This window comes from Sphingopyxis panaciterrae (genome assembly GCF_011762125.1).
Taxonomy (GTDB): domain Bacteria; phylum Pseudomonadota; class Alphaproteobacteria; order Sphingomonadales; family Sphingomonadaceae; genus Sphingopyxis; species Sphingopyxis panaciterrae.
Genome location: NZ_JAASQN010000009.1, coordinates 105,779 through 131,816, shown reverse-complemented (window position 1 = coordinate 131,816; position 26,038 = coordinate 105,779). Strand labels below are relative to the sequence as shown.

Sequence of the window (26,038 nt, the reverse complement as noted above, 5' to 3'; positions counted from 1 at the left end):
GGCGGCGCTCTGCCTCTGGCTCGCTACGCTCGCTACCCACCCCTAACCCCTCCCTAAAAGGGAGGGGAATGTCTCAAATCCACCCCAAAACCGCCATCAGGATCGGGTTACCAAATGAAACCAAAAACCCTCCCGCCGGGGTCGCGTCGGCGGGAGGGCTGTTTCAGGCCGGCCGGAGGGACCGGCCCGAAATTCGTCAAACCGGGGGTCAGCGCGCGGCGGCTTCGCGCACCTTCTGCACCGCGGGAAGCAGCAGGCCGATCAGAATCTGCACCGGGTTGGTCGTGATCGTCATGCCCTGCGACGGCTGCGCCGACTGGGCCATCGCGGGGGGCGCCGACGCAAGGACGGTCAGCGCGAGAACGGGGGCGAGCAGCATCTTCCGGGCCATCGTCAATTCCTTTTCAAAAGCGGTTCGATATTCGAAACTGGTTCGGGGCGTTCCCGATGCGCCGCTTATGCCGCGGCGCCGGACGCGCGGCGGTGATCGCCGTCACTCGTGGCCAGAAATTTCACTAATCACTGAAAAGACAGGAAAGAAATTTACGCCTGACGCTTGAGGCGGACCAGCGCGGTGTCGAGCGCCTGCAGGAATTGCGAGCGATCGGCCTTTGAAAAGGCGGGCGGGCCGCCGATCTGGTCGCCCCCGGCGCGCAGGTCGGCCATGATCGCGCGCGTCGCGATCGCGGGGCCGATCGACGCCAGGGTGAACGGCTTGCCCGTCGGCGCGAGCACCGTCGCCCCGGCCTTGAGCGCGCGGTCGGCGAGCAATATGTCCGACGTGATCACGATACTGCGGACATCGGCGGCCTCGGCGATCCAGTCGTCGGCGGCGTCGAAGCCGTCCGACACGACGATCCGTTCGATCAAGACATGCTCGGGCACGCGCAGCCGGCTGTTGCTGACGATCTTCACCGGCACTTCGTACCGCCACGCGACGCGATAAATCTCGTCCTTCACCGGACAGGCGTCGGCATCGACGAGGATCTGGGGAGTCGCGGACATGAGCGGAACGGTCAGCCGGCCTCGACGCCCTTCCAGAAGGCGATGCGCCCCCGGATCGCCGACGCGGCTTCCTTTGGCTCGGGATAATACCAGGCGGCGTCTTCGTTGACCACGCCGCCCACGGTCACATGATGATAATGGGCGACACCCTTCCACGGGCAAAAGCTCGTCATGTCGCTGTCCGACAGCAGCGCCGCGTCGACCGCGGCGCGCGGGAAATAATGATTGCCCTCGACGACCACCGTATCGTCGCTGTCGGCGATCACCACGCCGTTCCAGCGTGCCGTCACCATGAGCGCCTCCTGCCCGCCGCGCGCAATGCGATCATTTCTTCATGTTTTCGAGCCCGTCGACCACGCCGACCTTGGTCGACGGGTTGCTCGCATTGGGCTTCTTGTTCTTGTCCGCCTTCGGTTTGCGGACTTCGCGAGTCGATTTCTTTTGGCCCTTTGCCATGTTCCGTTCCTCGGCGGCGGCGGACGCCTGTGCCCGTCAGCGCCAGTCTACGCGCTTTGCCGGGCCACGTCGCCTGTTATCCCGCGAGCGCGTCCCACAGCAGCTTCGCGCCGAGCAGGACCATCAAGACATAGATGAGGACATAGAAGCGGGCGGGGTCCATCCGCTTCAGCCAGCGCACGGTCAGCAGCGTGGACACGATCGCGAGCGGCATCAGCAACAGCGCCGCGACGATCACCTCGTGCGGGAAGGCACCGAGCGCGAGATAGGCGGGCACCTTCATCCAGTTGACGATGGCGAACAGGATCGCGCTGGTGCCGATGAAGGTCAGGTGCGGCAGCTTGCGCGGCGTCACCCACATCTGGAACGGCGGCCCGCCGGCATGCGCGATCTGGCTCGTCAGCCCCATGATGCCGCCAAAGATCGTGCCGACCCAGCCCGGCGACCGCGACGCCGCCACGATCCGCCCGCCGCGTTCGACCCACAGGCGATACAGGCCGAACGCCAGCGTGATCGCGCCGAGCGCCGCCATCAGCTGCGCCTCGTTCACCCGCTCGGCATAATACCAGCCGGCGGCGATACCGGCCGCAGCGCCGGGGAGCATCCAGCCGATGATCCAGCCGTCCCACGTCTTGCGGAACGACCAGACGCTGATCACGTCCTGCACGATCAGGATCGGCAGCAGCAGCGCGGCGGCGGTCGCGGGGGGCAGGACCAGCGCGGCGAGCGGGGTCGCCAGCGCGCCGACCCCGGCGAGCCCGCCCTTCGCCATGCCGAGCAGGATCACCGCGACGATCAGGATCGCCAGCGTCGCCGGATCGGCGAGCAGGCTCATCCGGTCACGATCTCCGGCGTTTCGGGAAGCTGCCAGTCGATCGTCCCGCGCCCATGCGCCGCGAGGAACGCATTCGCCTGGCTGAACGGCCGCGATCCGAAAAAGCCGTTATGTGCCGACAAGGGCGACGGATGCGGCGCGCGCAGGATCAGGTGCGGGCTGCCCGCGCCCAGCCCAGCGACATTCGCCGCCTTGCGCTGCGCATGGCTACCCCACAGGATGAAGACCTTCGGCGCCGGGTCGGCCGCGACCGCGGCGACCGCGGCATCGGTGAATTTCTCCCACCCCTTGCCCTGGTGCGACGCCGCCTGCCCCGCCTCGACGGTCAGGCAATTGTTGAGCAGCAGCACGCCCTGATCGGCCCAGTGTCCCAGATAACCATGGCGCGCCCGCGCGATGCCGAGGTCGCTCTCCATCTCCTTGTAGATGTTGACGAGGCTCGGCGGAGTGCGCACCCCCGGCTGGACCGAAAAGCACAGGCCATGCGCCTGCCCCGGCCCATGATAGGGATCCTGCCCGAGGATGACGACGCGCACCGCGCCCGGCGGCGTCGCGTCGAGTGCCGCGAACCATTCGCGCGGGCGCGGGTAGATCGCCTTGCCCTTCGCGCGTTCGTCCGCAAGAAATTGCTTGAGCCCCGCCATATAGGGCTGCTCGAATTCGCCGCCGATCGCGGCGAGCCAGTCGGGATGGAGTTTGACCTCGGCCATGCGCGCCCTTTGACCGGAGCGGCAGCACCTTGTCCAGTCCCGTGGCCAGCGAATGGCAAAAGACGGGAGCTTCTTTCCGTCATCCCGGGCTTGACCCGGGATCCCGCTTTTCGACTCCGCATTCGCCATCAAGCGGGACCCCGGATCAGGTCCGGGGTGACGATGAAGGAGCAGCTCTGCTCCCGGCGCGTTCCGCTTGTCGCGGCCGGGCGTCACGGCTAGGCACGCTCGCGAAAGGATCGGACATGGCACAGGAAATCGGCAGCGCGCTCGAACAGCTGGAAAGCGTCGTCAAAGACCGCCTCTCGGCAGCCGACGCCAGCGCCTCCTATGTCGCGAGCCTCGCCGCGAAGGGCCGCGGCAAGATCGCGCAGAAATTGGGCGAGGAAGCGGTCGAGACCGTCATCGCCGCCCTGACCGAGGATGACACGGCGCTGACCGGCGAGGCGGCCGACCTGATCTTCCACCTCACCATAGTGCTCGCCGACCGCGGCATCGCCTGGGCCGATGTCGCCGCCGAATTGGGCCGGCGCCACGGCATCTCGGGCCACGCCGAAAAAGCCGCCCGCCAGCAATAAGGAGCCATCATGGCGATCGACGCGACCCTCCCCTATGACGATAGCAACATCTTCGCGCGCATCCTGCGCGGCGAATTGCCGTCGAAGAGAGTTTACGAGGACGAGTTTGCGCTCGCCTTCCACGACATCAACCCGCAGGCGCCGCTGCACATCCTCGTGATCCCGAAGGGCGCCTATGTCAGCTGGGACGATTTCTCGGCGCGCGGCGGCGATGCCGAGATCGCGGGTTTCGTCCGCGCCGTCGGCACGGTCGCGCGCGACCACGGCCTCGTCGTCCCCGGCTACCGCCTGCTCGCCAACGTCGGCCCCCACAGCGGACAGGAAGTCCCGCACCTCCATGTCCACCTGTTCGGGGGGCAGCCCTTGGGGCCGATGCTCGTTCGCTAACAAAAGTGCGTCGCCCCCGCGAAGGCGGGGGCCGCTGGCAACTCGGCGCCATGTCGACGGCGGCCCCCGCCTTCGCGGGGGCGACGGCCCTTTTTCTTTTGTCTATGATCACCGTCACAGCCCCGCGACCGATTGCGATGTAACGTGCGCGATGCGCGGTGGACTCTTGCCCCTGTTTCCAGCAGGATAGACGCGCATGTCAAAGCGGGGAGACGGTGCGATGAGAATGGGATGGCGCGCGCTGGCGAAGGGACTGACGAACCGGCTGGCCGGCAAGGCGAAACTGGCGCTCATCCTCCCGCTTACCCTCGCGATGGCGGCGACCGCGGCCGCCGATACCGTGCCGCAGGTCACCTTGGCCACCCCCGGCAGCTCGGGCACCGGCGACGGCACGATCACGCGCTTCACCTTGCGCTTTTCCGAAGATATGGTGCCGCTCGGCGATCCCCGCGCCGCCGCCCCCGCGACGCATGATTGCAAACTCCCGTCGACCGGCCGTTGGGTCGACACGCGCACCTGGGTGCTCGAATTCGACAAACCGCTCCCCGGCGGGCTTAGCTGCCATGTCCAGCTCCGCTCCGACCTCGCCACCGCGCGCGGCGTGTCGGTCGGCGGCAACGACCGCTTCGCGCTCGACACCGGCGGCCCCTCGGCGCGCGCCGTGCTCGCAGGCGGCATCTATGACGGGATCGAGGAGGACCAGATCTTCCTCGTCGCCACCAACGTCGCCGCCGACCGCGCCTCGGTCGGCCGCTTCGGCTATTGCGCGGTCGACGGCATCGGCGAGAAGATCCCGCTCGACGTCCTGCCGCGCGAGACCGCGACCGAAATCCTGACTGGGCTCGGCGACAACAACTGGTCGCGCCAGTCGTTCGCCTATGACGCCGGACTGCCGCAGCGCCTGCCCGCCGCGGGGCCCGACCGCGACGCCGCGCTCGACCGCATCGTGCCGGTGAAATGCCGCCGTCCGCTGCCCCCCGGCCGCGACATGGCGCTCGTCTGGGACGCGCGCATCGCGCAGGCGGGAATCCCCGCCCGCACCGCCGGACGCGACCAGCGTTTCGATTATGACATCCGTCCGGCGTTTACCGCGAAAATGTCGTGCAGCCGCGTCAACCCGCAGGCGGGATGCAACCCGATCAAGGACATCATCGTCAATTTCGCTTCGCCCGTCGCGCGCGACACCGCGCTCGCCGCGACGCTCGCCACCGCCGACGGCAAGCGGCTGACGCCGAAAATCGATGCCGACGACAAGAATGACGCCTGGCTGACCAGCGTCCGCTTCGCCGGCCCGCTGCCGCAGAATGTCGACGCGACGCTGACGCTGCCCGAGGGCGTCACCGACCAGAGCGGCCGAAGCTTGCAGAACCGCTCCAACTTCCCGCTGAAATTCCACATCGACCGCGCCCCGCCGCTGGTCAAATTCGCCGCCGAGTTCGGCATCCTCGAAGCGTCCGAGGGCGGCATCCTGCCCGTCACCGTGCGCGGGGTCGAAGCGTCGATGGTGCAGGCGAACCTCAAAATGCCCGCCACCGCCTTGAAGGTCGCGGACGACGATGCCGCGATCGCGCGCTGGCTGAAGCGTGTCGCCGATGCCGACGACAGCGACTATCGCGAGGAAAAGGACGCGAGCGGCAAGGAGGTCACGGTCAATTACACCGGCAGCAAGTCGGTGTTCGACGGCGCGCCTGCGGGAGGAGAGCGCCGCGACCTGCAACTCTCCCCGCCGGCTGGTGGCAAGGAATTCGAAGTCGTCGGCATCCCGCTGTCGGAAAAGGGCTTCCACGTCGTCGAAATCGCCAGCCCCGAACTCGGCGCCGCGCTGCTCGGGCGCAAGGCGACGCGTTACGTCACGACCGCCGCGCTCGTCACCAACATGGCGGTGCATTTCAAATGGGGCCGCGAGGCTTCGCTCGCCTGGGTGACCGCGCTCGACACCGGCTTGCCCGTCGCGGGCGCCGAGATCCGCGTCTCCGACAGCTGCACCGGGCGCCTGCTCGCGCGCGGCACCGCCGACAAATCGGGCCGCCTCGCCTTCCCGAACGGGCTGCCCGAACCCGAAACCTATTCGAGCTGCGAAGAGAACCCCAAACCCGACAACAGCGAAGGCCACGCGCTGATGGTCACCGCACGGTCGGGCGACGATTTCAGCTTCACCCTCACCGACTGGGGCAATGGCATCCGCCCCTATGACTTCGACCTGCCCTATGGCTGGTCGGATCGTGAGGACATCCTCCACACCGTCTTCGACCGGTCGCTCGTGAAAGCGGGCGAGACCGTCAACATGAAGCATATCCTGCGCCGCCCCGTCGGCACCGGCTTCAAGACCCCCGAACCGCTTTCGGGCAAGCTTCGCCTTGTCCACCGCGGGTCGGACACCGAGTTTGAAATGCCGTTCGCCATCACGGCAAACGGCAGCGGCGATTCGACGTGGAACGTCCCCGCGACCGCGCCGATGGGCGATTATGACCTCGTCTTCGTCACCAAGGACAAGGACGGCGAGGACAAGACGATCTGGTCGAACCAGTCGATCAAGGTCGACGAATATCGCCTGCCGACGATGAAGGCGACGGTGACCGGGCCGAAGACGTCGCCCGTGCGCCCCACCGCGGTGCCGCTGTCGCTGTTCGTCGGCTATTTGTCGGGCGGCCCGGCGGCGAGCCTGCCGGTCGAGCTGCGCACCAATTTCCGCCCCAGCTGGTCGCCGCCCGAAGATTATAAGGATTGGGATTTCGACGGCCAGCCGGTCAGGGAAGGCACCGTCCAGCTCGACGACAGCGGCGAGGAGCCGTCGGCCGAAATGCCGCTTGCGCGCTCGGTGCCGCTGACGCTCGGCGCCGATGGCACCGCAACCACCAGTGTCGCGGTCGATCAGCCGATCACCGAACCGACGCAGATGGCGGTCGAAATGGATTATGCGGATGCCAATGGCGAAACGCTGACGTCGAGCCGCCGCATCACCCTCTTCCCGTCCGCCGTTCGCCTCGGCCTCAAGACCGACGGCTGGCTGATGCGCGACAACGACCTGCGCCTCAATTTCATCGCGCTCGACTTGGACGGCAAGCCGATCCGCGGCCAGCGCGTCCAGGTCGCGGTCTACAACCGCGAGATCATCACCGCGCGCCGCCGCCTGATCGGCGGCTTCTACGCCTATGACAACCAGATGCGCACGACGCGCCTCACCGCCAATTGCGCGGCGACGACCGACAAGCTCGGCCGCGCAAGCTGCGCGATGGCGCCCGGGGTCTCGGGCGAAGTCACCGTCGTCGCGACGACCGTCGATGCCGACGGCAACGAAGCGCGTGCGGTCCGCTCGGTCTGGCTGGCGGGCGACGACGACTGGTGGTTCGGCGGCGACAATGGCGACCGCATGGACGTCATTGCCGAAAAGCCGCGCTACGCCGCAGGCGATACCGCCAGCTTCCAGGTCCGCATGCCGTTCCGCGAAGCCACCGCCCTCGTCACCGTCGAACGCGAAGGCGTGCTGTCGAGCTTCGTCGTGCCGCTGAAGGGCACCGACCCCGTGGTGAAGGTCAAGCTGCCCGCGACCTATGCCCCCGACGTCTATGTCTCGGTCATGGCGCTGCGCGGACGCGTCACCGGCGGCGAAAGCTGGTTCCGCAAGATGAAACGCGCCGTCGGCTTCAAACTCGAAAACAGCGAGGGCGCGCCGCCGACCGCCCTGGTCGACCTCGCCAAGCCCAGCTATCGCATGGGCATCGCGCGCATCAAGGTCGGCTGGGAGGGCCATCAGCTCGGCGTCAAGGTGAAGGCCGACAAGGAAAAATACGCCGTCCGCGAAACCGCGAAGGTCTCGATCGAGGTCAAGACCCCGAACGGCAAGGCGCCCCAGAACGCCGATGTCGCCTTCGCCGCGGTCGACGAAGCGCTGCTCCAGCTCGCGCCCAATGAAAGCTGGGACGTGCTGACCGCGATGATGGGCCAGCGCACGCTCGACGTGCTCACCTCGACCGCGCAGATGCAGGTGGTCGGCAAACGCCATTACGGCCGCAAGGCGCTCGAACCGGGCGGCGGCGGCGGCGGTGATCTGTCGGGGCTGACGCGCGAGGACTTCCGTCCGATGCTGCTGTGGCAGGGGCATGTTCCGCTCGACAGCAAGGGCCGCGCGACGGTCGAGGTGCCACTCAGCGACAATCTGTCGGGCTTCCGCCTCGTCGCGATCGCGACCGACGGCTCGCAATATTTCGGCACCGGCGAAACCAGCGTGCGCACCGTACAGGATCTGTCGATCTTCGCCGGCATGCCCGAACTCGTCCGTACCGGCGACACCTATGACGCGCGCTTCACGCTGCGCAACGGCACCGATCAGGCGATGACGGTCACCGCGAATGCGACGCTGTCGCCCGCGGTCGCGACCGCGCCGCCGCTTACCGTCACCATCCCGGCGGGCGGCGCGGTGCCGATCAGCTGGTCGATGACCGCACCCGAGGCGACCGGCCCGATCGAATGGACGGTCGAGGCGGCGTCGAAGAGCGGCAAGCAACGCGACCGGCTGGTCTTCGCGCAGACGGTCGAACCCGCGACACCCGTCGAAACCTGGGCCGCCAGCCTGTTCCGCGTCGGCCCCGGCACGACCTTGCCGATCGCCATCCCGGCGGGCGCGCTGCCCGGCGGCACTGTCGACGTGGCGCTCGCCGGCACGCTCGCGCCGCCGCTGTCGGGCGTGCGCGACTATATGACGATCTACCCCTATAACTGCTTCGAACAGTCGACCTCGCGCGCCATTGCGCTGGGCGACCTCGGCCGCTGGCAGGCGCTCGCGGGCGCGATGCCGACCTATCTCGATGACGACGGGCTGCTGCGTTACTGGCCGAACGACCGGCTCGAAGGGTCGGCCGAACTCACCGCCTATGTCCTCGCGATCACCGCGGCGAACGGCTACGCGATCCCCGACGCCGCGAAGGCCAAGATGATCAAGGCGCTGCAGGCGGTCGTCGACGGGCGGCTGACGCGCAAGGGCTATGGCCCCTATGACATCCGCCCGGTCCGCATCGCGGCGCTCGCGGCACTCGCGCGCAACAATGCGTCGAGCCCCGCATTGGTCGCGGCGATCGACGTCGCCCCGGTCGACATGGCGACGGGAACGCTCGCCGACTGGCTCGTCGCGCTCGAAAAGACGCCGGGCGTCCGGGGTGCCCCCGCGCTGCGCACCGCGGCCGAGGCCGAACTCAGGAAGCGGCTCGTCTACGAAGGCACGCGCCTCGATCTCGTCGACGATGCGCGGGCGCCGTGGTGGATGATGACGAGCGGCGACGAAATGGCGATCAAGGCCCTCGAGGCCGTGCTCGGCCGCAGCGGCTGGGAAGACGACGCCGGCAAGCTGATGGTCGGCGTCGCGCAGCGCCAACGCAAAGGCCATTGGGACACCACCCCCGCCAACGCCTGGGGCGCCACCACCGTTCGCCGCTTCGCCGAACTCTATCCGGCGAGCGCGATCACCGGCACGACCAACATCAGCCTTGCCGGCGCCAGCGCCTCGCAAAGCTGGCCGCTTCCCGCCGAAACCCCCTCGCCGCTCCGCGTCGCGCTGGCCGCGGCAACGATGAGCCTTCAGCATGAAGGCACCGGCGCCCCGTGGGCGACCGTCAGCGTCAAGGCGGCGGTGCCATTGAAGGAACCGCTCAACGCCGGTTACCGGATCAAGCGGTCGATGAGCATCATCAAGGCCGCGAACAAGGACCAGCTGACGCGCGGCGACGTGGTCAAGATCCGCATCGAAGTGGTTGCTGCCGCCGGCCGGACGTGGGTGGTCATCAACGATCCGGTCCCGCCGGGCGCGACGATCGTCGGCAATCTCGGCGGCCAGTCGGCGATGCTCGCCGACCAGGCCGGCGGGTCGGGCGCGCAGCCCAGCTATGTCGAACGCGGCAAGGACAGCTGGCGCGGCTATTTCGGCTGGATGCCCGCGGGCACCCACGCGGTCGAATATGTCGTCCGCTTGAACGGCTCGGGCCGCTTCTCGCTGCCGCCGACGCGGGTCGAGGCGATGTATTCGCCCGCGATCCGCGGCCAGTGGCCGAACGCGCCGGTCACGGTGGAGAATGTCGGGTCGTGATGGAACGACGTACCAATCTGATCCTCCCTGTCGCGCAGCGATGGGGAGGTGGCAGCGCAAAGCGCTGACGGAGGGGCTTTTGGCGCACCGTCGCAGCCCCTCCACCATCCTTCGGATGGTCCCCCTCCCCATGCCTTCGGCACGGGGAGGATCTTTCAGGCTATTCGATCAATGACACCTCGCAAACGGCGCTGGTTCGACGCCATAGGGTGGCTCGCCCTCGCCCTCCTCATCCTCACCACCATCGCGCACCTCGCGACGCGTCCACCGCCGATGCCCGACTACGCCGCCGTTCGCGCCGACTGGAAACCCAGCGAGGCGTGGCTTTACGATCGCGACGGCCGCCTGCTCGACAGCGAACGGATCAATTTCGAGCGCCGCCGCCTCGCCTGGGTGCCACTGCAGGACATCAGCCCCGCCGCCCGCAACGCGGTGGTGCAAAGCGAGGACCAGCGCTTCTGGTCGCATGGCGGGGTGGACTGGCTGGCGGTCGCCGCGGCGATCCGTACCCGCCTGACGAGGGAGGAAAACGGCAGCCGCTCGCGCGGCGCCTCGACCCTTCCGATGCAGCTCGCCGCCTTCCTCGATCCCGCGCTCGCGCAGCCCGGCAAGCGCGACTGGCGGACCAAGATCCGTCAGATGCGCGCCGGACAGGCGCTCGCGTCGAACTGGTCGCACGACCAAATGCTCGAGGCTTATTTCAACCTCGTCCCCCTGCGCGGCGAGGCGCAGGGTATCGGCGCCGGTGCGCGCAGCCTGTTCGGCAAGCGCCCCGCCGACATGACGCGCACCGACGCCGCGCTGTTCGCCGGGCTGCTGCCCAACCCCGCCGCGAACGCCGAGGCGCTCGGCCGCCGCGCCTGCCGCGTCGCGCATGCAAAGGACTGCACCGCGATCCGCGCCGCCGCCGCGACCCTGGTCTCGGGCGAGCGCGCCGCGCAGTTCGACCCCGCGCTCGCACCGCACCTCGCCGTCCGCCTGCTCGACAAGCCCGGCATGCGCGTCACCACGACGATCGACCGCAATATCCAGACTGCCGCGATCGTCGCGCTCCGCCGCCAGCTCGCCGGGCTGGGTTCCGACCGCGTCCGCGACGGCGCCGTCGTCGTGCTCGACAATGCGACCGGCGACGTCCTCGCCTATGTCGGCGGCGTGGGTTTGAAGTCGACCGCCGCCATGGTCGATGGCGCCAATGCGCGGCGGCAGGCCGGATCGACGCTCAAGCCCCATCTCTATGCGCAGGTGATCGAACATGGCTGGCTCACCGCCGCGTCGATCCTCGACGACAGTCCGGTCCAGCTCGACACCGCCTCGGGGCTCTATGTTCCCAAAAATTACGACCGCAGCTTCAAGGGGCCGGTCAGCGTCCGCAACGCGCTCGCCTCCTCGCTGAACGTCCCCGCGGTGCGCACCCTCGTCATCGACGACGTCCAGGAGTTCCGCGACCGCCTCTGGGCACTCGGTTACCACGGGCTTGTCGAGGACGGTGACTACTACGGGTTCAGTCTCGCGCTCGGATCGGCCGAAGTTTCCCTTGTGGAACAAGCCAATGCATTCAGAACATTAGCAAATTCTGGAAGCTGGTCGCCGGTCAACTTCGTCGCTACGCGTCACCTTCGCCAACATCCGCGGGCAATCGTCACCCCCGCCGCCGCCTTCATCGTCGGCGACATACTGGCCGACGCCACCGCCCGCGCCGACGCTTTCGGCGCCGACAGCGCGCTCCGCCTGCCTTTCTGGGCCGCCGCCAAGACCGGCACGTCGAAGGGCATGCGCGACAATTGGTGCATCGGCTGGTCCGATCGCTTCACCGTCGCCGTCTGGGTCGGCAATCTCGAAGGCGATTCGATGCGCGCCGTCTCGGGCACCTCGGGCGCCGCGCCCGTCTGGCGCGACGTCATGCTCGCGCTGCACGCCGGCCGTCCCGGCAAGCCGCCGGCGATGCCGGACGGCGTCGAAGCGCGCCAGATCAGTCTTCCCGGCACCCGCGAACCGCCGCGGCGCGAATATTTCGTCCGCGGCACCGCGCAGGCCGTCATGGCGACCGCGCCCGAAGCGGCGCGGCGCCCGCGGATCACCAGCCCGGTCAGCGGCAGCGTCTATGCGCTCGATCCCGATATCCCGATCGATCGCCAGCGGCTGGCGGTCACGGTCAGCGGTGCGGTGGCGGGATACCGCCTGCTCCTCGACAGGAAGCCCGCCGGCGATGCCGACGCCGGGCTCCAGATCCTGCCGCGCCCCGGCATTCATATCCTGACGCTTGTCGACCCGGGCGGGCGGATGATCGACCGCGTCCGCTTTACGGTGCGATAGGCGGAATAGGCCTAGCGAAATTAAGTTGCGCTGCCGGGACGAGCGGCTAGTCTGCGCGGCCAGGACACGGGCGCCATTTCCAGAGACGCCCGCCAAGGGGATACAAGCATGATATTTGGTCGCGTCAAACCGCTCGCCGCTATTCTGGCGGCCGCGGAGAAAAAGTCGCTTCATCGTACATTGGGTGGTTTTCAGCTGATGCTGTTCGGCATCGGCTGCGTCATCGGCACCGGCATCTTCGTTCTCACTGCCGCCGGGGCGCAAAAAGCCGGCCCCGGGCTGATGCTGGCCTTCGCCATCGCCGGGCTGATCTGCGTCGTCGCCGCGCTTTGCTATGCCGAAATTGCTTCGATGCTCCCGGTCGCGGGATCCGCTTACACCTATACCTATTCGACGATGGGCGAGATTCTCGCCTGGACGGTCGGCTGGGCCCTTGTCCTCGAATATGCCGTCGCCGCTTCGGCGGTGTCGGTCGGCTGGTCCGGCTATTTCTCCGGCACCATATTAAACCAGTTCCTCGGCATCCAATTGCCCTCCTTCCTCGCCGGCGCACCCCTGGCGCTCGGCGGGATCGAAGGCGGCTTCATCAACCTGCCCGCCGTCGTCATCGCGCTGCTGATGACCTGGCTCCTGATGATCGGGACCACCGAAAGTGCGCGTTTCAACGCCGTTCTCGTGACGATCAAGGTTACCGCGCTGACCGCGTTCATCCTGCTTACGCTGCCCAGCGAGCAGTTTTCCACCGACAAATTCAACCCCTTCCTGCCCGCCGGGGTTTTCGGCGGCTTCGGATCGGGGGTCGGCGCGATCGGCGCGGCGGCGACGATTTTCTTCGCTTATGTCGGCTTTGACGCGGTTTCGACCGCGGCCGAAGAGACCAAGAACCCGCAGCGCAACGTCCCGATCGGCCTGATCGGTTCGCTGCTGTTCTGCACCGTCTTCTACATCCTCGTCGCCGCCGGCGCGGTCGGCACGATCGGCGGCCAGCCGATCATGGGACCGAACGGCGTGCCCTTCCCCGCCGGGTCCGAAGAACTGGCGCGCCAGTGCGCCACCTTTGCCGAGGATAATCTGCCGCTCGTCTGCTCGAACGAAGCGCTGGCGCATGTGCTGCGCCAGATCGGCTGGTCGGGTGTCGGCAACATGCTCGGCATCGCGGCGTTCGTCGCGCTGCCGTCGGTCATCCTGATCCTGCTGTTCGGCCAGACGCGCATCGCCTTCGTGATGAGCCGCGACGGCCTGCTTCCCGAATCGTGGAGCCAGGTGCATCCCAAGTGGAAGACGCCGCATGTGATCACCGCGGTTACCGGCGTCGTCGTCGCCTTTGCCGCTGCCTTCCTGCCCGTCGGCAAGCTCGCCGACATCGCCAATGCCGGCACGCTCTATGCGTTCATGATGGTCGCCATCGCGGTGATGATCCTGCGCAAGACCGCCGCCGATACGCCGCGCGCGTTCCGGACTCCGGCGCTGTGGCTGGTCGGCCCGCTGACCATCGCCGGCACGGTCTTCCTCTTCTTCAACCTGCCGCTCGACGCGATGCTCGTGCTCCCGCTGTGGGGCGCCCTCGGCCTCGTGATCTATTTCGCGTACAGCCGCAGCCGCAGCCATCTCGGCCGCGGTATCGTCGAGGTGCACGAAGAGGATCTCGATCCGTCCAGCGCGATCCACGACTAGGCATGTCTCCCCGCAAGGGGAAGGAATGGAATGGAAGGGGCGCTGCAGCATGGCTGCGGCGCCCCTTTCCTTTGTTCGTCCGCTGGGTGTCCGTCAGAAGGGGCTTTTGGGCGCGGTTCCCGGCCGGGTGAACAGCTTGCCGCTTTCGGCCCAGAGGACGAGCAGCAAGCCGGCCACCGCGCACGACATGAACGCATAGGCGAGCGGCAGCGTCGATCCGTCATATAGCTGGCCGATCAGCGCCCCCGCCGTGGCGGCGAGCAGCGTCCTGGCGAAGCTTTGATAGGATGACGCGACCCCGGCCATATGACCGAAATCCTCCATCGCGATCGACCCGAAATTGCTGCCGATAAACCCGATCAGGCCGACATTGACCATCATCAGCACGGTAAACATCGCGAGCGTTTCGACACCGCTCAGCGCGGCGACGATCTGCGCGATCGACGTCGTGATGAAGGCGAACACCGCCGTCTGCGACACGCGCCGCGTCCCGAAGCGCTCGACGATGCGCGCGTTGGAGAAGTTGGCGATCGCGATGCCGATCGCGACGCAGGCAAAGACGATCGGGAAATGCGCGCGCGCACCGAAGACCTCGCCGATGATCTGTTCGCTGCTGTTGAGATAGCCGAACAGCGCGCCCTGCATCACCCCTGCGGCGATCATATAGCCCGCGGCGCGGCGATGCCGCGTCACCGTTGCCCAGCCCGCCAGCATCGTCCGCAAATCGAGCGGCCGAACATCTTCGGGCGCCAATGTTTCTGGCAGGCGGCGCAGCCACAGCAGCATGACGACCCCCATCACCGCGAGCACCAGGAAGATCCAGCGCCAACCGGCGATCGCCGCCACCCCGGCGCCGAGTGTCGGCGCGATCACGGGCACGATCATGAAAACGAGGAAGATGAGCGACATGCGTTTCGCCATCGCGTCGCCGGCGAACAGGTCGCGGATCACCGCGACGACGATCACGCCGAGCGCTGCGCTGACCATGCCGTGCGCGAACCGCAGCGCGAGCAGCATCGGAAAGCTCGTCGCCAGCCCGCAGCCGATGGCGAGGACCGTGTAGGCGATCAGCGCCGGGACCAGCACGCCCTTGCGTCCGAACCGGTCGGCCAGCGGACCGTAGAGGAGCGAACCCAGTGCCGTGCCGAGCAAATAGCTGGAAATGACATATTGCCGGTCGTTGGCGACGGTGACGCCAAGCGCATCGCCGATCGTCGGCAGTGCGGGCAGCATCGCGTCGATGGCGAGCGCGTTGAGCGCCATGACCATCGCCATCATGAACACCATTTCGCGGTCGCCCGGGAGACCCGACCGCTGGGAGGACTGAGTCATTTTGTGCATTGCAGCGGCGCTATGCGCCCATGCTGTTGTTTTGGATAGCCCCCGCATGCCTTCGACGCCGATTGGCAATGCTATTCAATGAAAAAGACAAGGATGTATGGTAGCCCGAGGCGACGGCTGGTTTCGGCCGATTGCGGACAGTAATCCTCCCTGCGGCGCAGCCGTGGGGAGGGGGACCGTCGCCGCAGGCGATGGTGGAGGGGCGACGACATCGCGCCCTTGCCCCTCCGTCAGCCCTCCGGGCTGCCACCTCCCCATCGCTGCGCGACAGGGAGGATTGAAAGACCCAAACGGCAGGAAGCAGACCTATCCATCCTCGTCACCCTCGAACGAGACACCTGGCTCGTTCGACTTGATCCGGGGTCCCGCTGGACGTCGAAACCTGCGCCACCTTCAAAAAAGCGGGATCCCGGGTCAAGCCCGGGATGACGAAGGTGAGTAGAGCTCATGGCAGCTCTCCACCCCAAAGCCGCCAGAACCACCGGATCGACAGGCAACAAAAAGGCCGCCCCGCGCTCCGCAGGGCGGCCCCTTTCGCAAATCCACCCCAGGATTTAACCCTGGCGGGTACCGGTCATCGCCATCGAGCCGAAGGCGCCGGCCTTGATCGTGCCGGTCAGCGCGTCGCCGTCGATCGTCGCTTCGCATTCGAGCGTCATCGGCATCGGCACCTTCATGTTCATCGTCCAGCTCAGCTTGTTGCCGTCGACCTTGCCGTTTTCGACGTCGAGCGAGCCCATCGCACCGGCATTCTGGCCGGTGAAGCTGCCGCCGTCGCTGCTCACGGTGAACACCGACTTCTGGTCGCCCATCGGCGACTTGGTCACGCAATCATAGCTGCCGTCAACTTGGGCCATCATATCTCTCCTACTGAAACGAATGTTAATTAGCGGGCGACACCGTTTCCACCGGAAGACCCAATCCGTCAAGCTGCGGTTTCACGACCGCCGCATCGCCGACGATGACATAAACAAGGTCGCCGGCGGCGAGCGATTTTCGCGCCGCCGCATCGATTTCGGCCGCGGTCATCGCCTCATAGGTCGCCGGCAGCGTCTCGTAATAATCGTCGGGACGGCCGAATTTGACGATGCTCATCAAGCCGCCAAGCACGTCGGCGCTGGTTTCGAAGCTGCCAGGCAGTTCGCGGACGCTGCCGTTGACGGTCCGCTCCAGCTCGTCCTTCGTCACGCCCTTGTCGCCGAGGAAGCCTTTGAGGTCGCCTTGCAGTTCGCGGATCGAGTCGCCGGTGCGGTCGGCCTGCACCGGCGCCGCGACGACCCAGTTGACGCGGTCGCGCTCGGCCGAGATGCGGCTGCGCACGCCGTAGGACCAGCCCTTCGTCTCGCGCAGGTTCATGTTGAAGCGCGACAGGAAATCGCCGCCGAAGATGTCGTTGGCCGACCGCAGCACTTCCAGCCTGTCGCCGCCCTTGGCATCCAGCACCTTGCCCGCAAGGATCACCGATTGCGGCGACTTGGGCCGGTCGAACAACAGGATACGCGGTTTCGCGGCCGGAATGGCGGCCTCGAAATGCTTCACCGGCTTCGCGCTCGCCGGGGCCTTCCACTGGCCGAGCGTTGCGTCGAGCTGCTTCTTCACCTCGGCCAGCGTCGTGTCGCCGACGACGAAGATGCGCGCCGTGTCGGGCCGGATCCATGTCGTGTGGAACGCGACGAGCTGATCGCGTGTCGCCGCCGCGACCGACGTCGCATCGCCCAGCCCCGACGGCGGGATACCATAGGGATGATCGGCGCCGTAGAGCACCGGCATCAGCACCCGCGAGGCAATGGCGTTCGGATTGTTCATTTCGGCCTTCAGCCGGTTGAGCTGCTGCGCGCGGACACGCTCAAGCTCCTTGGCGTCGAACGCCGGATTACGGATATAATCGGCGAGCAGGCCGAGCGAAGCGCCGAGATTGGGCCCCAGCGCGAACAGGCTGAACACCGTCTCGTCGGCGTTGGCCGATCCGTCGATCTGCGCGCCGAGCCGTTCCTTCGCCTCGGCGAAGGCGATCGAATCGAGGCTGGCCGTGCCTTCGTCCATCAGGCTCAGCATCAGCGACTGGGTGCCCAATGCACTGTGCGGATCCGCGGCATAGCCCGCGTCGAAGCTGACCGCGACATGGACCGTCGGCACCGCCCCCCGCCGCGCGAAGACGACCTCGATCCCGTTCTTGAGCCTGGCGCGTTCGATCACCGGAAAATCGAGCGCCTTGAGATCGGCAACGGCGGGCAATTGCGAGCGATCGGCGATCGATGCCGCTTCCCCGATCCCGGTATCGGGGCCAGCGTCGCCAAGCGCGGCGTTCCAATAGCGGTCGGGCTCGACCGCGGCGCTGACCTTGCCTGCCGTCACCGCGCCGCCGCGCGCTTCGCCGCCCTCGGTGCGTTCGCCCGGCGTGTAGGTCAGCGAAAAGGCCGGACGCGAGAGCCATTTATTCGCGATCGACTTCACCTGTTCGGGTGTCGCCTTCGCCATCCGGTCGAGTTCGACCTTGTAATAAGCGGGGTCGTTCGAATAGAGCGCGCCCTCGGCCAGGGTCACCGCCTTGCCGCCGAAACCCCCGACGGCTTCGAGCCCCGAAATCGTGCCGCCGAGATAGCTGGCGGCGGTGCGCTGCAACTCGTCGGCGGTCGGGCCGCTCGCCAGATAGGCAGCGATTTCCTCGTCGAGCCGCTTGCCGACAAGCGCGGGATCGACGCCGTCCTTGACGTCGGCCTGGACGATGACGATGCCCGCATCCTCGAACGACTGGGCATAGGCCGCGACGCTGACCGCGACCGGATCCTTGCGCACGAGCGCATTGTCGAGCCGCGACGACGACAGTCCGCCGAGCACCCCCATCGCCATCTGGAGCGGTACCGCCTCGGCATCGTTCAGACCCGGGATCGCCCACATGCGATAGAGGCGCGTCGTCGGGATCAGGTCCTTCACCTCCTTCGCGAGCGGCGCGGGCAAGCTCGGGATCGCAGTCTTGGGCGGCTGCACCGCCGGCCCGCGCGGAATGTCGCCGAACCATGACTGCACCTTGGCCTTCGCGGTCGCGAGATCGAGGTCGCCCGCGAGGACGAGCACCGCATTGTTCGGGCCGTAATTGTCGGTGAACCATTTCTTCACATCGGCGAGGCTCGCGGCGTCGAGGTCGGCCATCGAACCGATCGTGCTGTGATGATAGGGGTGGCCCGACGGGAAGAGGTTTTCGAAAATCTCGTAGCGCAGCAGGCCATAGGGATTATTGTCGCCCTGGCGTTTCTCGTTCTGGACGACGCCGCGCTGGTTATCGAGCTTTTCCTGCGTCACCGCGCCGAGCAGATGCCCCATGCGGTCGCTTTCGAGGAACAGCGCGCGGTCGAGCGCGCCGGTCGGCACCGTTTCGAAATAATTGGTGCGGTCGACGTTCGTCGTCCCGTTGCTGTCGGTCGCGCCGACCTGTTGCAGCGGTTCGAAAAAATCGCCCGGGGCATTTTCCGATCCGTTGAACATCAGATGTTCGAACAGATGCGCGAACCCCGTCTTGCCCTTCGGTTCATGCTTCGACCCGACGCGATACCATACAGAGACCGCGACGACGGGCGCCTTGCGGTCCTCGTGCACGATCACGCGCAGGCCGTTGTCGAGCGTGAAGCTTTGATAAGGAATGTCGACCGCCTTCACCAGGTCGGCGATCGGTGCCGGGGCGGCGCCTTTTGCCTTGGCGAGCGCAGGGCCTGCGGCGACGAGCGACGTCGAAAGGGCAAGGGCGACGGCAAGGCGGTGGAAACGGGGCATGGGCATCCTCTCGAATGCGCGCCAGCACGGACGGGCTGCACGCGGAACGGTGCCGGAAAGGCACTGTATCAGGGGTTTAGGACAGCACCATGCCGCTTTCAAGGCCGATAGAAGCGCGCCCCGCTGGCCTTCAGCGCCGCCGGATCGAACAGCACCGGCTTCAGCTTGTGTGCCACGAACAGCGGCGCCTGGTCGTTATAATGCGGACTGGCCGGCCGCGTCGTGGCCGATCCGAACGGCTGGATCGATTCGGACCGGACGCGCCCCGCTCTGTCCCAGGTCACGAACATGATGAAACTGTCGCCGTGGCGCACCTTCAGCCGCCCGTCCGGCTCCTCGTCCCACAGGGTCGAAGCGCGCACCGTGTCGTTGCCGCCGTCGAGCGGCAGGTCGATGCGGTGCGCCCCTTCGCCGTGGCGAAGCCGCAGCACGGTGCCGAGCTTTGGATCGAGCGTCGCGAAATGGTCCTGCAAATGCGCGACCACCTGCCTGAGCACCGTCAATGGGTCGGGATCGGCGCGGCGCTGATAATGGCTGCCGTTCGCGGGGCGCAGCAGCATCAGCGCCAGCGCGTCGCCGTGGCCCTTGCCGTCGAGGTTCCAGTCCCATTTGGCGAGCAGCCGCTGTGCCTCGGCGAGCGCCGGATCGCCCTTGACGTCGAGCGCGAGGATGCGGTCGATCCACGACTTGGCATAGCCGGTCTTCGCGTAACTGGTGTCGTATTTGATCGCCTTCAGCCGCGCCTCGTCGATCTGCCCCGACGCCTCGAACAGATCGATCAGCCGCGATGCGCGATTGGTCATGTCGTCCTCGATCCCGAGCAGGGGCGAGAAGGCCGCCGCGTCAAGTTCGTCGCCCGGCCCCGCCGCGACCCACGGCGTGTTGTTCGCGTTCATCACATAGCCCGAGCGCGGATTGACGAGCGCGGGGACGCGATCGAACGGCAGCGTCTTCGTCCACACATCGGCCGACGTGTCGCCGGGCAGCACGCCGCGCCAGTTGAACCCCGCCGGGCGGTCGGGGAACATTGCGTTATAGAACATCCCGATATTGCCCGCGGCATCGGCATAGATGAAATTGGTCGCCGGCACCCCCTGCCCCGCCATTGCCGTGCGCCACTCGGCGAAATTCTTCGCCTTGTTCAGCCGGTAATATTGGGTGACCATATTCGCCTGGTCCTGTCCCGCATAGCGGATCGCGAAAGCGCCCTGTTCATTCTTCACCACCGGTCCGTGGACCGAGCGATAGATGGTGCGCGGCACCGGCAGCACGAAGGGTCCGAATTTGACCTTCAGCCAGATGCGCTGCTCCTCGAGCGGGCGCCATTGGCCGTCGAAGCGATAATTCTTGCCGCTGTCGTCGAGCACCAGCTGGTAGACGTCGATCAGGTCGGGCCGGTTCACCGTGTTGGTCCAGCCGAGATATTTATTGTGGCCGAGGAAGGGGTAGGGCGATCCGGGGAAATTCGCGCCCGCGAAATCCCAGCCCTCGCCCGAATGGACGACCAGTTCGTACCAGGCGACGCCGCCCGTCCACGGCTGATGCGAGTTCGACACCAGCCGCGTCGCGCCGTCGGTCGAGCGCGCCGGCGCGACCGCCATGCCGTTCGAGCCATTGTCGGCCGGATCACGGCCGACCGGCGTCAAACTATCGGCCGGATCGCGGCCGACCGGCGTCAAACTATCGGCCGGATCGCGGCCGACCGGGGTCAGCTCGCGCGGGACGAGCTTGCCCGTGGCATCGAGCGCCGGGCCACCCTCGCGCCCGATCGGCGTGCCCTCGGCAAGCGATCCGAGCACCGAATCGAGCCCGAAGAAGAAAGGCGAGCGCAGGACGAACCCCGCGACGACATCTTCGCCCGTGACCGGAAACAGTCCCGACAGGCGGACCTCGCCGGGGTGCTTGTCGGCATAATGGTTGAGCCCCGCGGCATAAGCGGTGAAGAGCGCCTTCACATCCGCGGGAAGCCGCGGCCAGTCGCGCGCGGTCGTCGCGCGGATATTCAGCAGCGCCGCGGCATAATCCACCTTCGCGCCATCCTCGCCGAGCATCGCACCTGCGCGGCCGCGCGTCATCGCGAGCACTTCCTGCAAGGTCGAGAAATCATCCTCGGCATGCGCATAGGCGACGCCATAGGCGACATCGGCGTCGGTCTTGCCGAAGATGTGCGGGACGCCAAACTTGTCGCGCGCGATGCGGACGTCGGCGGACTTGAACGCGGGCGCGGCGGGGGCATGCGCGGTCAGCGGCTCCCAGAAGGCGAGCGACGCGGCGACGACGGCGATCAGCAACAGCAAAGCCAGCAAAGCCCGTCGCAGCATGGTCCAATCTCCTGTCCGGGCGCGTTTCGAAATCGCGCCTGTGTGGCGAGCCTGTCGCCCGATGGCAAGCGGCTGTCGTTCGTCGAGTGCGGTTTGCGCAGCACAGCAGCGCCGCTATGCAGGCAGGCAGGTTTGAAAAATCAGGGGAATATCGTCCGATGCGTACCAAGAGCCTGCTTCTCGCCGCCTGCCTGTCGGTCACTCTCGCGCCCGCCGCGCTGGCCCAGAACGTCACCGGTTCGGGCGTCGTTCCCGCGACCGCGGCGAACAGCGCCGAACGCACGATCGGCTTCGCGGCCGAAGCCCCCGCGGGCGGGGCGCTCGTCATCGTGATGGCCGATGCGGCGCTGCCGCCGCTGGACGGTGCCCCAATGACCGACACCGACCGCCACGCCGTCGCCGCCGCGATTGCCGCCGCCGATTACAAAGGCGAGGCGGGATCGACGCTGTCGCTGCGCGGGATCGGCGCCTGGTCGCGCATCCTGCTCGTCGGCGCCGGCCTGGCCCCCTCGTCGCTCGCGCTCGCCGAAGCGGGCGGCAAGGCAGCGCAGGAGTTGAAAAACGAGGCGCAGCCGGTGACGGTCGCGGGCGCCTATGGCGACACCGGAGCGGCCGACGTCGCCTATGGCTTCGCGCTCGGCCAATATCGCTTCGACCGCTACAAGACCGCCGACAAAAAGGCACCGCCCACCGGCGCGGTGACATTGCTCGGCGCCAACCCCGCGGCCGCCAAGGCGGCGTTCGGCGAGCGCTGGCAACCGCTGACCGACGGCGTCCGCCTGTCGCGCGACCTGGCCAACGAACCCGCGAACATCATCTATCCCGAAAGCTTCGTCGCGCGCACCCGCGATGCCTTTGCGGGGGTCGCGGGGGTGAGCATCGAGGTGCTCGACGAAGCGGCGATGCGCAAACTCGGCATGGGCACACTCGTCGGGGTCGGCCAAGGCAGCCCGCGCGGATCGCGGCTGATGATCATACGCTATCGCGGCGGCGGCGCTCCCGATGCGCCGCTGGCGTTTGTCGGCAAGGGCATCACGTTCGATTCGGGCGGCATTTCGCTGAAACCCGGCGCCGGCATGTGGAATATGAAAGGCGACATGTCGGGCGCCGCATCGGCGGTCGGCGCGGTGCTGTCGCTCGCGAAATCGCGCGCGCCGGTGCATGTCGTCGGCGTCGCCGCGCTCGCCGAGAATATGCCCGACGGCAACGCCCAGCGCCCCGGCGACATTACCCGCACCATGTCGGGCAAGACGATCGAGATGCTCAACAGCGACGCCGAAGGCCGTCTCGTCCTCGCCGACGCCAATGAATATGTCGCTTATGCCTATAAGCCGCGCGCGATCGTCAATATCGCAACGCTGACCGGCGCGATCGTCGGCGCGCTCGACGATCAATATGCCGGCCTATTCGCGCGCGACGAGAAGCTCGCGGCCGCGCTGCTCGCCGCGGGGACAGCAAGCGGCGAAGAGTTGTGGCGCATGCCGCTGCACAAAAATTTCGCCGAAAAGATCAAGTCGGACGTCGCCGACATCCGCAACATCACGCCGAACCAGGGTCCGGGCGCGAGCATCGGGGCGCATGTCATCGGCTATTTCGTCGACGAGTCGACGCCATGGGCGCATCTCGACATCGCCGGGGTGAACCAGGCCGACAAGGCGACTGCGCTCTCGCCCAAGGGCATGACGGGGTTCGGCGTGCGGTTGCTCGATCAGCTCGCGCGGTCGGGGGCGTAAAAATATTCACGCGAAGACGCGAAGAAGATGGTTTGGGGTCGAAAGACCCCTTCTTTCCCGGACGCTGCGGCTGGCCGCGGCGTTCAGAAAGTGCGCTGCTTTGCGGCCGCCGCAACCTCTTCGCGTCTTCGCGTCTTCGCGTGAAATTTTTTCCCGGGTCATGCCCCTCCGCAACCATCGGCCACCCCTTGTGTTGCACAATAGCAACACTATCTTGCTGGGCGAGAAAGGGGCTTATCCGGAATGAACCTCGAAAAATTTACCGATCGCGCCAAGGGCTTTTTACAGGCGGCGCAGACGATCGCGATCCGCATGAACCATCAACGGATCAGCCCTGAGCATATCGCGAAAGCGCTGCTCGAAGACAATGAAGGCATGGCCGCCGGGCTGATCGCGAAGAGCGGCGGCGACGCGCCGCGTGCGGTCGCCGGCATCGATGCCTTGCTCGCCAAGGTGCCTGCGGTGTCGGGATCGGGCGCGCAGCAAACGCCGGGGCTCGACAATGATGCGGTGCGCCTGCTCGACCAGGCCGAGCAGGTCGCGACCAAGGCAGGCGACGGTTATGTCACCGTCGAACGGCTGCTGCTCGCGATGGTCCTGGCGCCGACCACCCCGGTGGGCAAGGCGTTCGCCGACGCGGGGGTCAAGGCCGACGCGATCAACGCCGCGATCAACGCGCTGCGCGGCGGACGCACCGCCGACACCGCCTCGGCCGAAGACCGTTATGAAGCGCTCAAGAAATTCGCCCGCGACCTCACCGAAGTCGCGCGCGAGGGCAAGCTCGATCCGGTCATCGGCCGCGACGAGGAAATCCGCCGCACGATCCAGATCCTCGCGCGCCGCACCAAGAACAACCCGGTGCTGATCGGCGAGCCGGGGGTCGGCAAGACCGCGATCGCCGAGGGGCTGGCGCTGCGCATCACCAACGGCGACGTTCCCGACAGTCTGAAAGACCGCCGCCTGCTGTCGCTCGATATGGGCGCGCTGATCGCGGGCGCCAAATATCGCGGCGAGTTCGAAGAGCGGCTGAAGGGCGTGCTCGACGATGTGAAGGCCGCCGCGGGCGAGATCATCCTGTTCATCGACGAAATGCACACGCTGGTCGGCGCGGGCAAGGGCGAGGGCGCGATGGACGCGTCGAACCTGCTCAAACCGGCACTCGCGCGCGGCGAACTCCATTGCATCGGCGCGACGACGCTCGACGAATATCGCAAGCATGTCGAAAAGGACCCCGCGCTGCAGCGCCGCTTCCAGCCGGTGTTCGTCGGCGAACCGACGGTCGAGGATTCGATCTCGATCCTGCGCGGGCTCAAGGAAAAATATGAGCTGCACCACGGGGTGCGGATCACCGACGGCGCGATCGTTGCCGCCGCGACGCTGTCGAACCGCTATATTTCCGACCGCTTCCTGCCCGACAAGGCGATCGACCTGATGGACGAGGCGGCGAGCCGCATCCGCATGGAGGTCGAATCGAAGCCCGAGGAGATCGAGACGCTCGACCGCCGCATCATCCAGATGAAGATCGAGGAATCGGCGCTCGGCAAGGAAAGCGACGCGGCGTCGAAGGACCGGCTGGCGACCTTGCAATCCGAACTCGCGAACCTTGAGCAACAGTCGGCAGGACTGACCCAGAAATGGCAGGCCGAAAAGGACAAGATCCACGCCGAGGCGAAGATCAAGGAAGAGCTCGACGCGGCGCGTTCGGCGCTCGACCAGGCGCAGCGCGCCGGCGACCTCGCGAAGGCCGGCGAGCTCAGCTATGGCACGATCCCCGGGCTCGAAAAGCGCTTGGCCGATGCCGAAGCCGCAGCGGGCAACGCGATGCTGCGCGAGGAAGTCACCGCCGACGACATCGCCGCGGTGGTCAGCAAATGGACCGGCATCCCCGTCGACCGGATGATGGAAGGCGAGCGCGAGAAATTGCTCGGCATGGAGGCGACGCTCGAAAAGCGCGTCATCGGGCAGGACGAGGCCGTGCGCGCCGTCTCGACCGCGGTCCGCCGCGCGCGCGCCGGGTTACAGGATCCCAACCGTCCGCTCGGCAGCTTCCTGTTCCTCGGCCCGACGGGCGTCGGCAAGACCGAACTCACCAAGGCGCTCGCACGCTTCCTGTTCGACGACGACAATGCGATGGTCCGCATCGACATGTCCGAATTCATGGAAAAGCACAGCGTCGCGCGGTTGGTCGGCGCGCCCCCGGGCTATGTCGGCTATGAAGAAGGCGGCACGCTCACCGAAGCGGTGCGCCGCCGCCCCTATCAGGTCGTGCTGTTCGACGAGGTCGAAAAGGCGCACCCCGACGTCTTCAACATCCTGCTCCAGGTGCTCGACGACGGGCGCCTGACCGACGGGCAGGGCCGCACGGTCGACTTCACCAATACGCTGATCATCCTGACGTCGAACCTCGGCAGCCAGGCGATCGCGGCGCTGCCCGACGACGCGCCGGTCGAACAGGCCGAGCCCGCGGTGATGGAGGTCGTGCGCGGACATTTCCGGCCCGAGTTCCTGAACCGGCTCGACGAGATCGTGCTCTTCAACCGCCTCGCGCAGCAGCATATGGGCGGCATCGTCGACATCCAGGTCGCGCGGGTCCAGAAATTGCTGACCGACCGCAAAGTGACGCTCGACCTCACCGATGCGGCGCGCGCGTGGCTCGGCCGCGTCGGCTATGATCCGGTCTATGGCGCGCGGCCGCTGAAGCGCGCGGTGCAGAAATATCTGCAGGACCCGCTCGCCGACCTGATCCTGAAGGGCGAGGTCCGGGACGGATCGACGGTGAAGGTCGACGAGGGTGACGGGGCGCTGGTGCTGACCGCCAGCTGACGCCGCAAGGCGGCGCGC

General features: G+C 67.0%; 17 protein-coding genes. 7 read left to right on the top strand and 10 right to left on the bottom strand.

What is annotated here, in order from left to right; genetic code table 11:
• Positions 1 to 208: 208 nt before the first annotated feature.
• The 6 genes from FHR22_RS21610 to ung all read right to left on the bottom strand — a co-directional run bounded on the left by FHR22_RS21610 (position 209) and on the right by ung (position 3,006).
• Entirely contained in the window at positions 209 to 391 is a 183-nt protein-coding gene (locus FHR22_RS21610; protein ID WP_166946220.1) for a hypothetical protein, read from the bottom strand.
• A 152-nt stretch (positions 392 to 543) separates the two neighbouring features.
• Positions 544 to 1,005, bottom strand: a complete 462-nt coding sequence (locus FHR22_RS21605; RefSeq protein WP_166946218.1) for a YaiI/YqxD family protein — start codon at positions 1,003 to 1,005, stop codon at positions 544 to 546.
• A gap of 11 nt (positions 1,006 to 1,016) precedes the next feature.
• Positions 1,017 to 1,298, bottom strand: coding sequence for a DUF427 domain-containing protein (locus tag FHR22_RS21600; RefSeq protein ID WP_166946216.1), 282 nt, complete (start codon positions 1,296 to 1,298; stop codon positions 1,017 to 1,019).
• A 31-nt stretch (positions 1,299 to 1,329) separates the two neighbouring features.
• Positions 1,330 to 1,461, bottom strand: coding sequence for a hypothetical protein (locus tag FHR22_RS22590; RefSeq protein WP_279588448.1), 132 nt, complete (start codon positions 1,459 to 1,461; stop codon positions 1,330 to 1,332).
• A gap of 76 nt (positions 1,462 to 1,537) precedes the next feature.
• Positions 1,538 to 2,296, bottom strand: a complete 759-nt coding sequence (locus tag FHR22_RS21595) for a sulfite exporter TauE/SafE family protein (RefSeq protein WP_166946214.1) — start codon at positions 2,294 to 2,296, stop codon at positions 1,538 to 1,540.
• Positions 2,293 to 3,006, bottom strand: a complete 714-nt coding sequence (gene ung, locus FHR22_RS21590) for a uracil-DNA glycosylase (RefSeq protein ID WP_166946212.1) — start codon at positions 3,004 to 3,006, stop codon at positions 2,293 to 2,295. Before ung ends, FHR22_RS21595 begins: the two co-directional genes overlap by 4 nt.
• Positions 3,007 to 3,263: 257 nt before the next feature.
• Here ung and FHR22_RS21585 point away from each other — a divergent pair, with 257 nt between their 5' ends.
• The 5 genes from FHR22_RS21585 to FHR22_RS21565 all read left to right on the top strand — a co-directional run bounded on the left by FHR22_RS21585 (position 3,264) and on the right by FHR22_RS21565 (position 14,034).
• On the top strand, positions 3,264 to 3,584 hold the full coding sequence (locus tag FHR22_RS21585) for a phosphoribosyl-ATP diphosphatase (RefSeq protein ID WP_341787218.1): 321 nt from the start codon (positions 3,264 to 3,266) through the stop codon (positions 3,582 to 3,584).
• A 9-nt stretch (positions 3,585 to 3,593) separates the two neighbouring features.
• Positions 3,594 to 3,971, top strand: coding sequence for a histidine triad nucleotide-binding protein (locus FHR22_RS21580; protein WP_166946208.1), 378 nt, complete (start codon positions 3,594 to 3,596; stop codon positions 3,969 to 3,971).
• Between the two features lie 196 nt (positions 3,972 to 4,167).
• Positions 4,168 to 10,047, top strand: a complete 5,880-nt coding sequence (locus FHR22_RS21575) for an alpha-2-macroglobulin family protein (RefSeq protein WP_243853963.1) — start codon at positions 4,168 to 4,170, stop codon at positions 10,045 to 10,047.
• 171 nt (positions 10,048 to 10,218) lie between these two features.
• Positions 10,219 to 12,360 (top strand): penicillin-binding protein 1C, encoded by a 2,142-nt coding sequence (gene pbpC / locus FHR22_RS21570; RefSeq protein ID WP_166946206.1) that lies wholly within the window; start codon positions 10,219 to 10,221, stop codon positions 12,358 to 12,360.
• A 108-nt stretch (positions 12,361 to 12,468) separates the two neighbouring features.
• Positions 12,469 to 14,034, top strand: coding sequence for an amino acid permease (locus FHR22_RS21565; protein WP_166946204.1), 1,566 nt, complete (start codon positions 12,469 to 12,471; stop codon positions 14,032 to 14,034).
• 93 nt (positions 14,035 to 14,127) lie between these two features.
• Here the strand turns inward: FHR22_RS21565 and FHR22_RS21560 are convergent, their stop codons facing one another.
• From FHR22_RS21560 to FHR22_RS21545, 4 genes are all read right to left on the bottom strand, one after another.
• A complete protein-coding gene (locus FHR22_RS21560) occupies positions 14,128 to 15,366 on the bottom strand; it encodes a multidrug effflux MFS transporter (RefSeq protein WP_243853961.1) in 1,239 nt (412 codons plus the stop codon).
• 563 nt (positions 15,367 to 15,929) lie between these two features.
• Positions 15,930 to 16,232, bottom strand: a complete 303-nt coding sequence (locus FHR22_RS21555) for a hypothetical protein (protein WP_166946240.1) — start codon at positions 16,230 to 16,232, stop codon at positions 15,930 to 15,932.
• Positions 16,233 to 16,257: 25 nt separating this feature from the next.
• On the bottom strand, positions 16,258 to 19,143 hold the full coding sequence (locus tag FHR22_RS21550) for a M16 family metallopeptidase (protein ID WP_166946200.1): 2,886 nt from the start codon (positions 19,141 to 19,143) through the stop codon (positions 16,258 to 16,260).
• Positions 19,144 to 19,241: 98 nt separating this feature from the next.
• Positions 19,242 to 21,464 (bottom strand): acylase, encoded by a 2,223-nt coding sequence (locus FHR22_RS21545; protein WP_208417861.1) that lies wholly within the window; start codon positions 21,462 to 21,464, stop codon positions 19,242 to 19,244.
• Between the two features lie 158 nt (positions 21,465 to 21,622).
• Between FHR22_RS21545 and FHR22_RS21540 the strand changes: the two genes are divergently transcribed.
• Together FHR22_RS21540 and clpB are read left to right on the top strand one after the other, a co-directional pair.
• Positions 21,623 to 23,197, top strand: coding sequence for a leucyl aminopeptidase (locus FHR22_RS21540; RefSeq protein WP_166946198.1), 1,575 nt, complete (start codon positions 21,623 to 21,625; stop codon positions 23,195 to 23,197).
• Positions 23,198 to 23,440: 243 nt separating this feature from the next.
• Positions 23,441 to 26,020: an ATP-dependent chaperone ClpB gene (gene clpB / locus FHR22_RS21535; RefSeq protein WP_166946196.1), complete on the top strand. Its 2,580-nt coding sequence runs from the start codon at positions 23,441 to 23,443 to the stop codon at positions 26,018 to 26,020.
• Positions 26,021 to 26,038 lie beyond the last annotated feature (18 nt).

Excerpts from the sequence above, each read along its gene's own strand:
- FHR22_RS21595 (WP_166946214.1), bottom strand. The coding sequence starts at position 2,296 with ATGAGCCTGCTCGCCGATCCGGCGACGCTGGCGATCCTGATCGTCGCG.
- FHR22_RS21560 (WP_243853961.1), bottom strand. The coding sequence starts at position 15,366 with ATGACTCAGTCCTCCCAGCGGTCGGGTCTCCCGGGCGACCGCGAAATG.
- FHR22_RS22590 (WP_279588448.1), bottom strand. The coding sequence starts at position 1,461 with ATGGCAAAGGGCCAAAAGAAATCGACTCGCGAAGTCCGCAAACCGAAG.
- ung (WP_166946212.1), bottom strand. The coding sequence starts at position 3,006 with ATGGCCGAGGTCAAACTCCATCCCGACTGGCTCGCCGCGATCGGCGGC.
- FHR22_RS21605 (WP_166946218.1), bottom strand. The coding sequence starts at position 1,005 with ATGTCCGCGACTCCCCAGATCCTCGTCGATGCCGACGCCTGTCCGGTG.
- FHR22_RS21565 (WP_166946204.1), top strand. The coding sequence starts at position 12,469 with ATGATATTTGGTCGCGTCAAACCGCTCGCCGCTATTCTGGCGGCCGCG.
- FHR22_RS21600 (WP_166946216.1), bottom strand. The coding sequence starts at position 1,298 with ATGGTGACGGCACGCTGGAACGGCGTGGTGATCGCCGACAGCGACGAT.
- FHR22_RS21550 (WP_166946200.1), bottom strand. The coding sequence starts at position 19,143 with ATGCCCCGTTTCCACCGCCTTGCCGTCGCCCTTGCCCTTTCGACGTCG.
- FHR22_RS21540 (WP_166946198.1), top strand. The coding sequence starts at position 21,623 with ATGCGTACCAAGAGCCTGCTTCTCGCCGCCTGCCTGTCGGTCACTCTC.
- FHR22_RS21545 (WP_208417861.1), bottom strand. The coding sequence starts at position 21,464 with ATGCTGCGACGGGCTTTGCTGGCTTTGCTGTTGCTGATCGCCGTCGTC.
- FHR22_RS21580 (WP_166946208.1), top strand. The coding sequence starts at position 3,594 with ATGGCGATCGACGCGACCCTCCCCTATGACGATAGCAACATCTTCGCG.
- FHR22_RS21575 (WP_243853963.1), top strand. The coding sequence starts at position 4,168 with ATGTCAAAGCGGGGAGACGGTGCGATGAGAATGGGATGGCGCGCGCTG.
- clpB (WP_166946196.1), top strand. The coding sequence starts at position 23,441 with ATGAACCTCGAAAAATTTACCGATCGCGCCAAGGGCTTTTTACAGGCG.
- FHR22_RS21555 (WP_166946240.1), bottom strand. The coding sequence starts at position 16,232 with ATGGCCCAAGTTGACGGCAGCTATGATTGCGTGACCAAGTCGCCGATG.
- FHR22_RS21610 (WP_166946220.1), bottom strand. The coding sequence starts at position 391 with ATGGCCCGGAAGATGCTGCTCGCCCCCGTTCTCGCGCTGACCGTCCTT.
- pbpC (WP_166946206.1), top strand. The coding sequence starts at position 10,219 with ATGACACCTCGCAAACGGCGCTGGTTCGACGCCATAGGGTGGCTCGCC.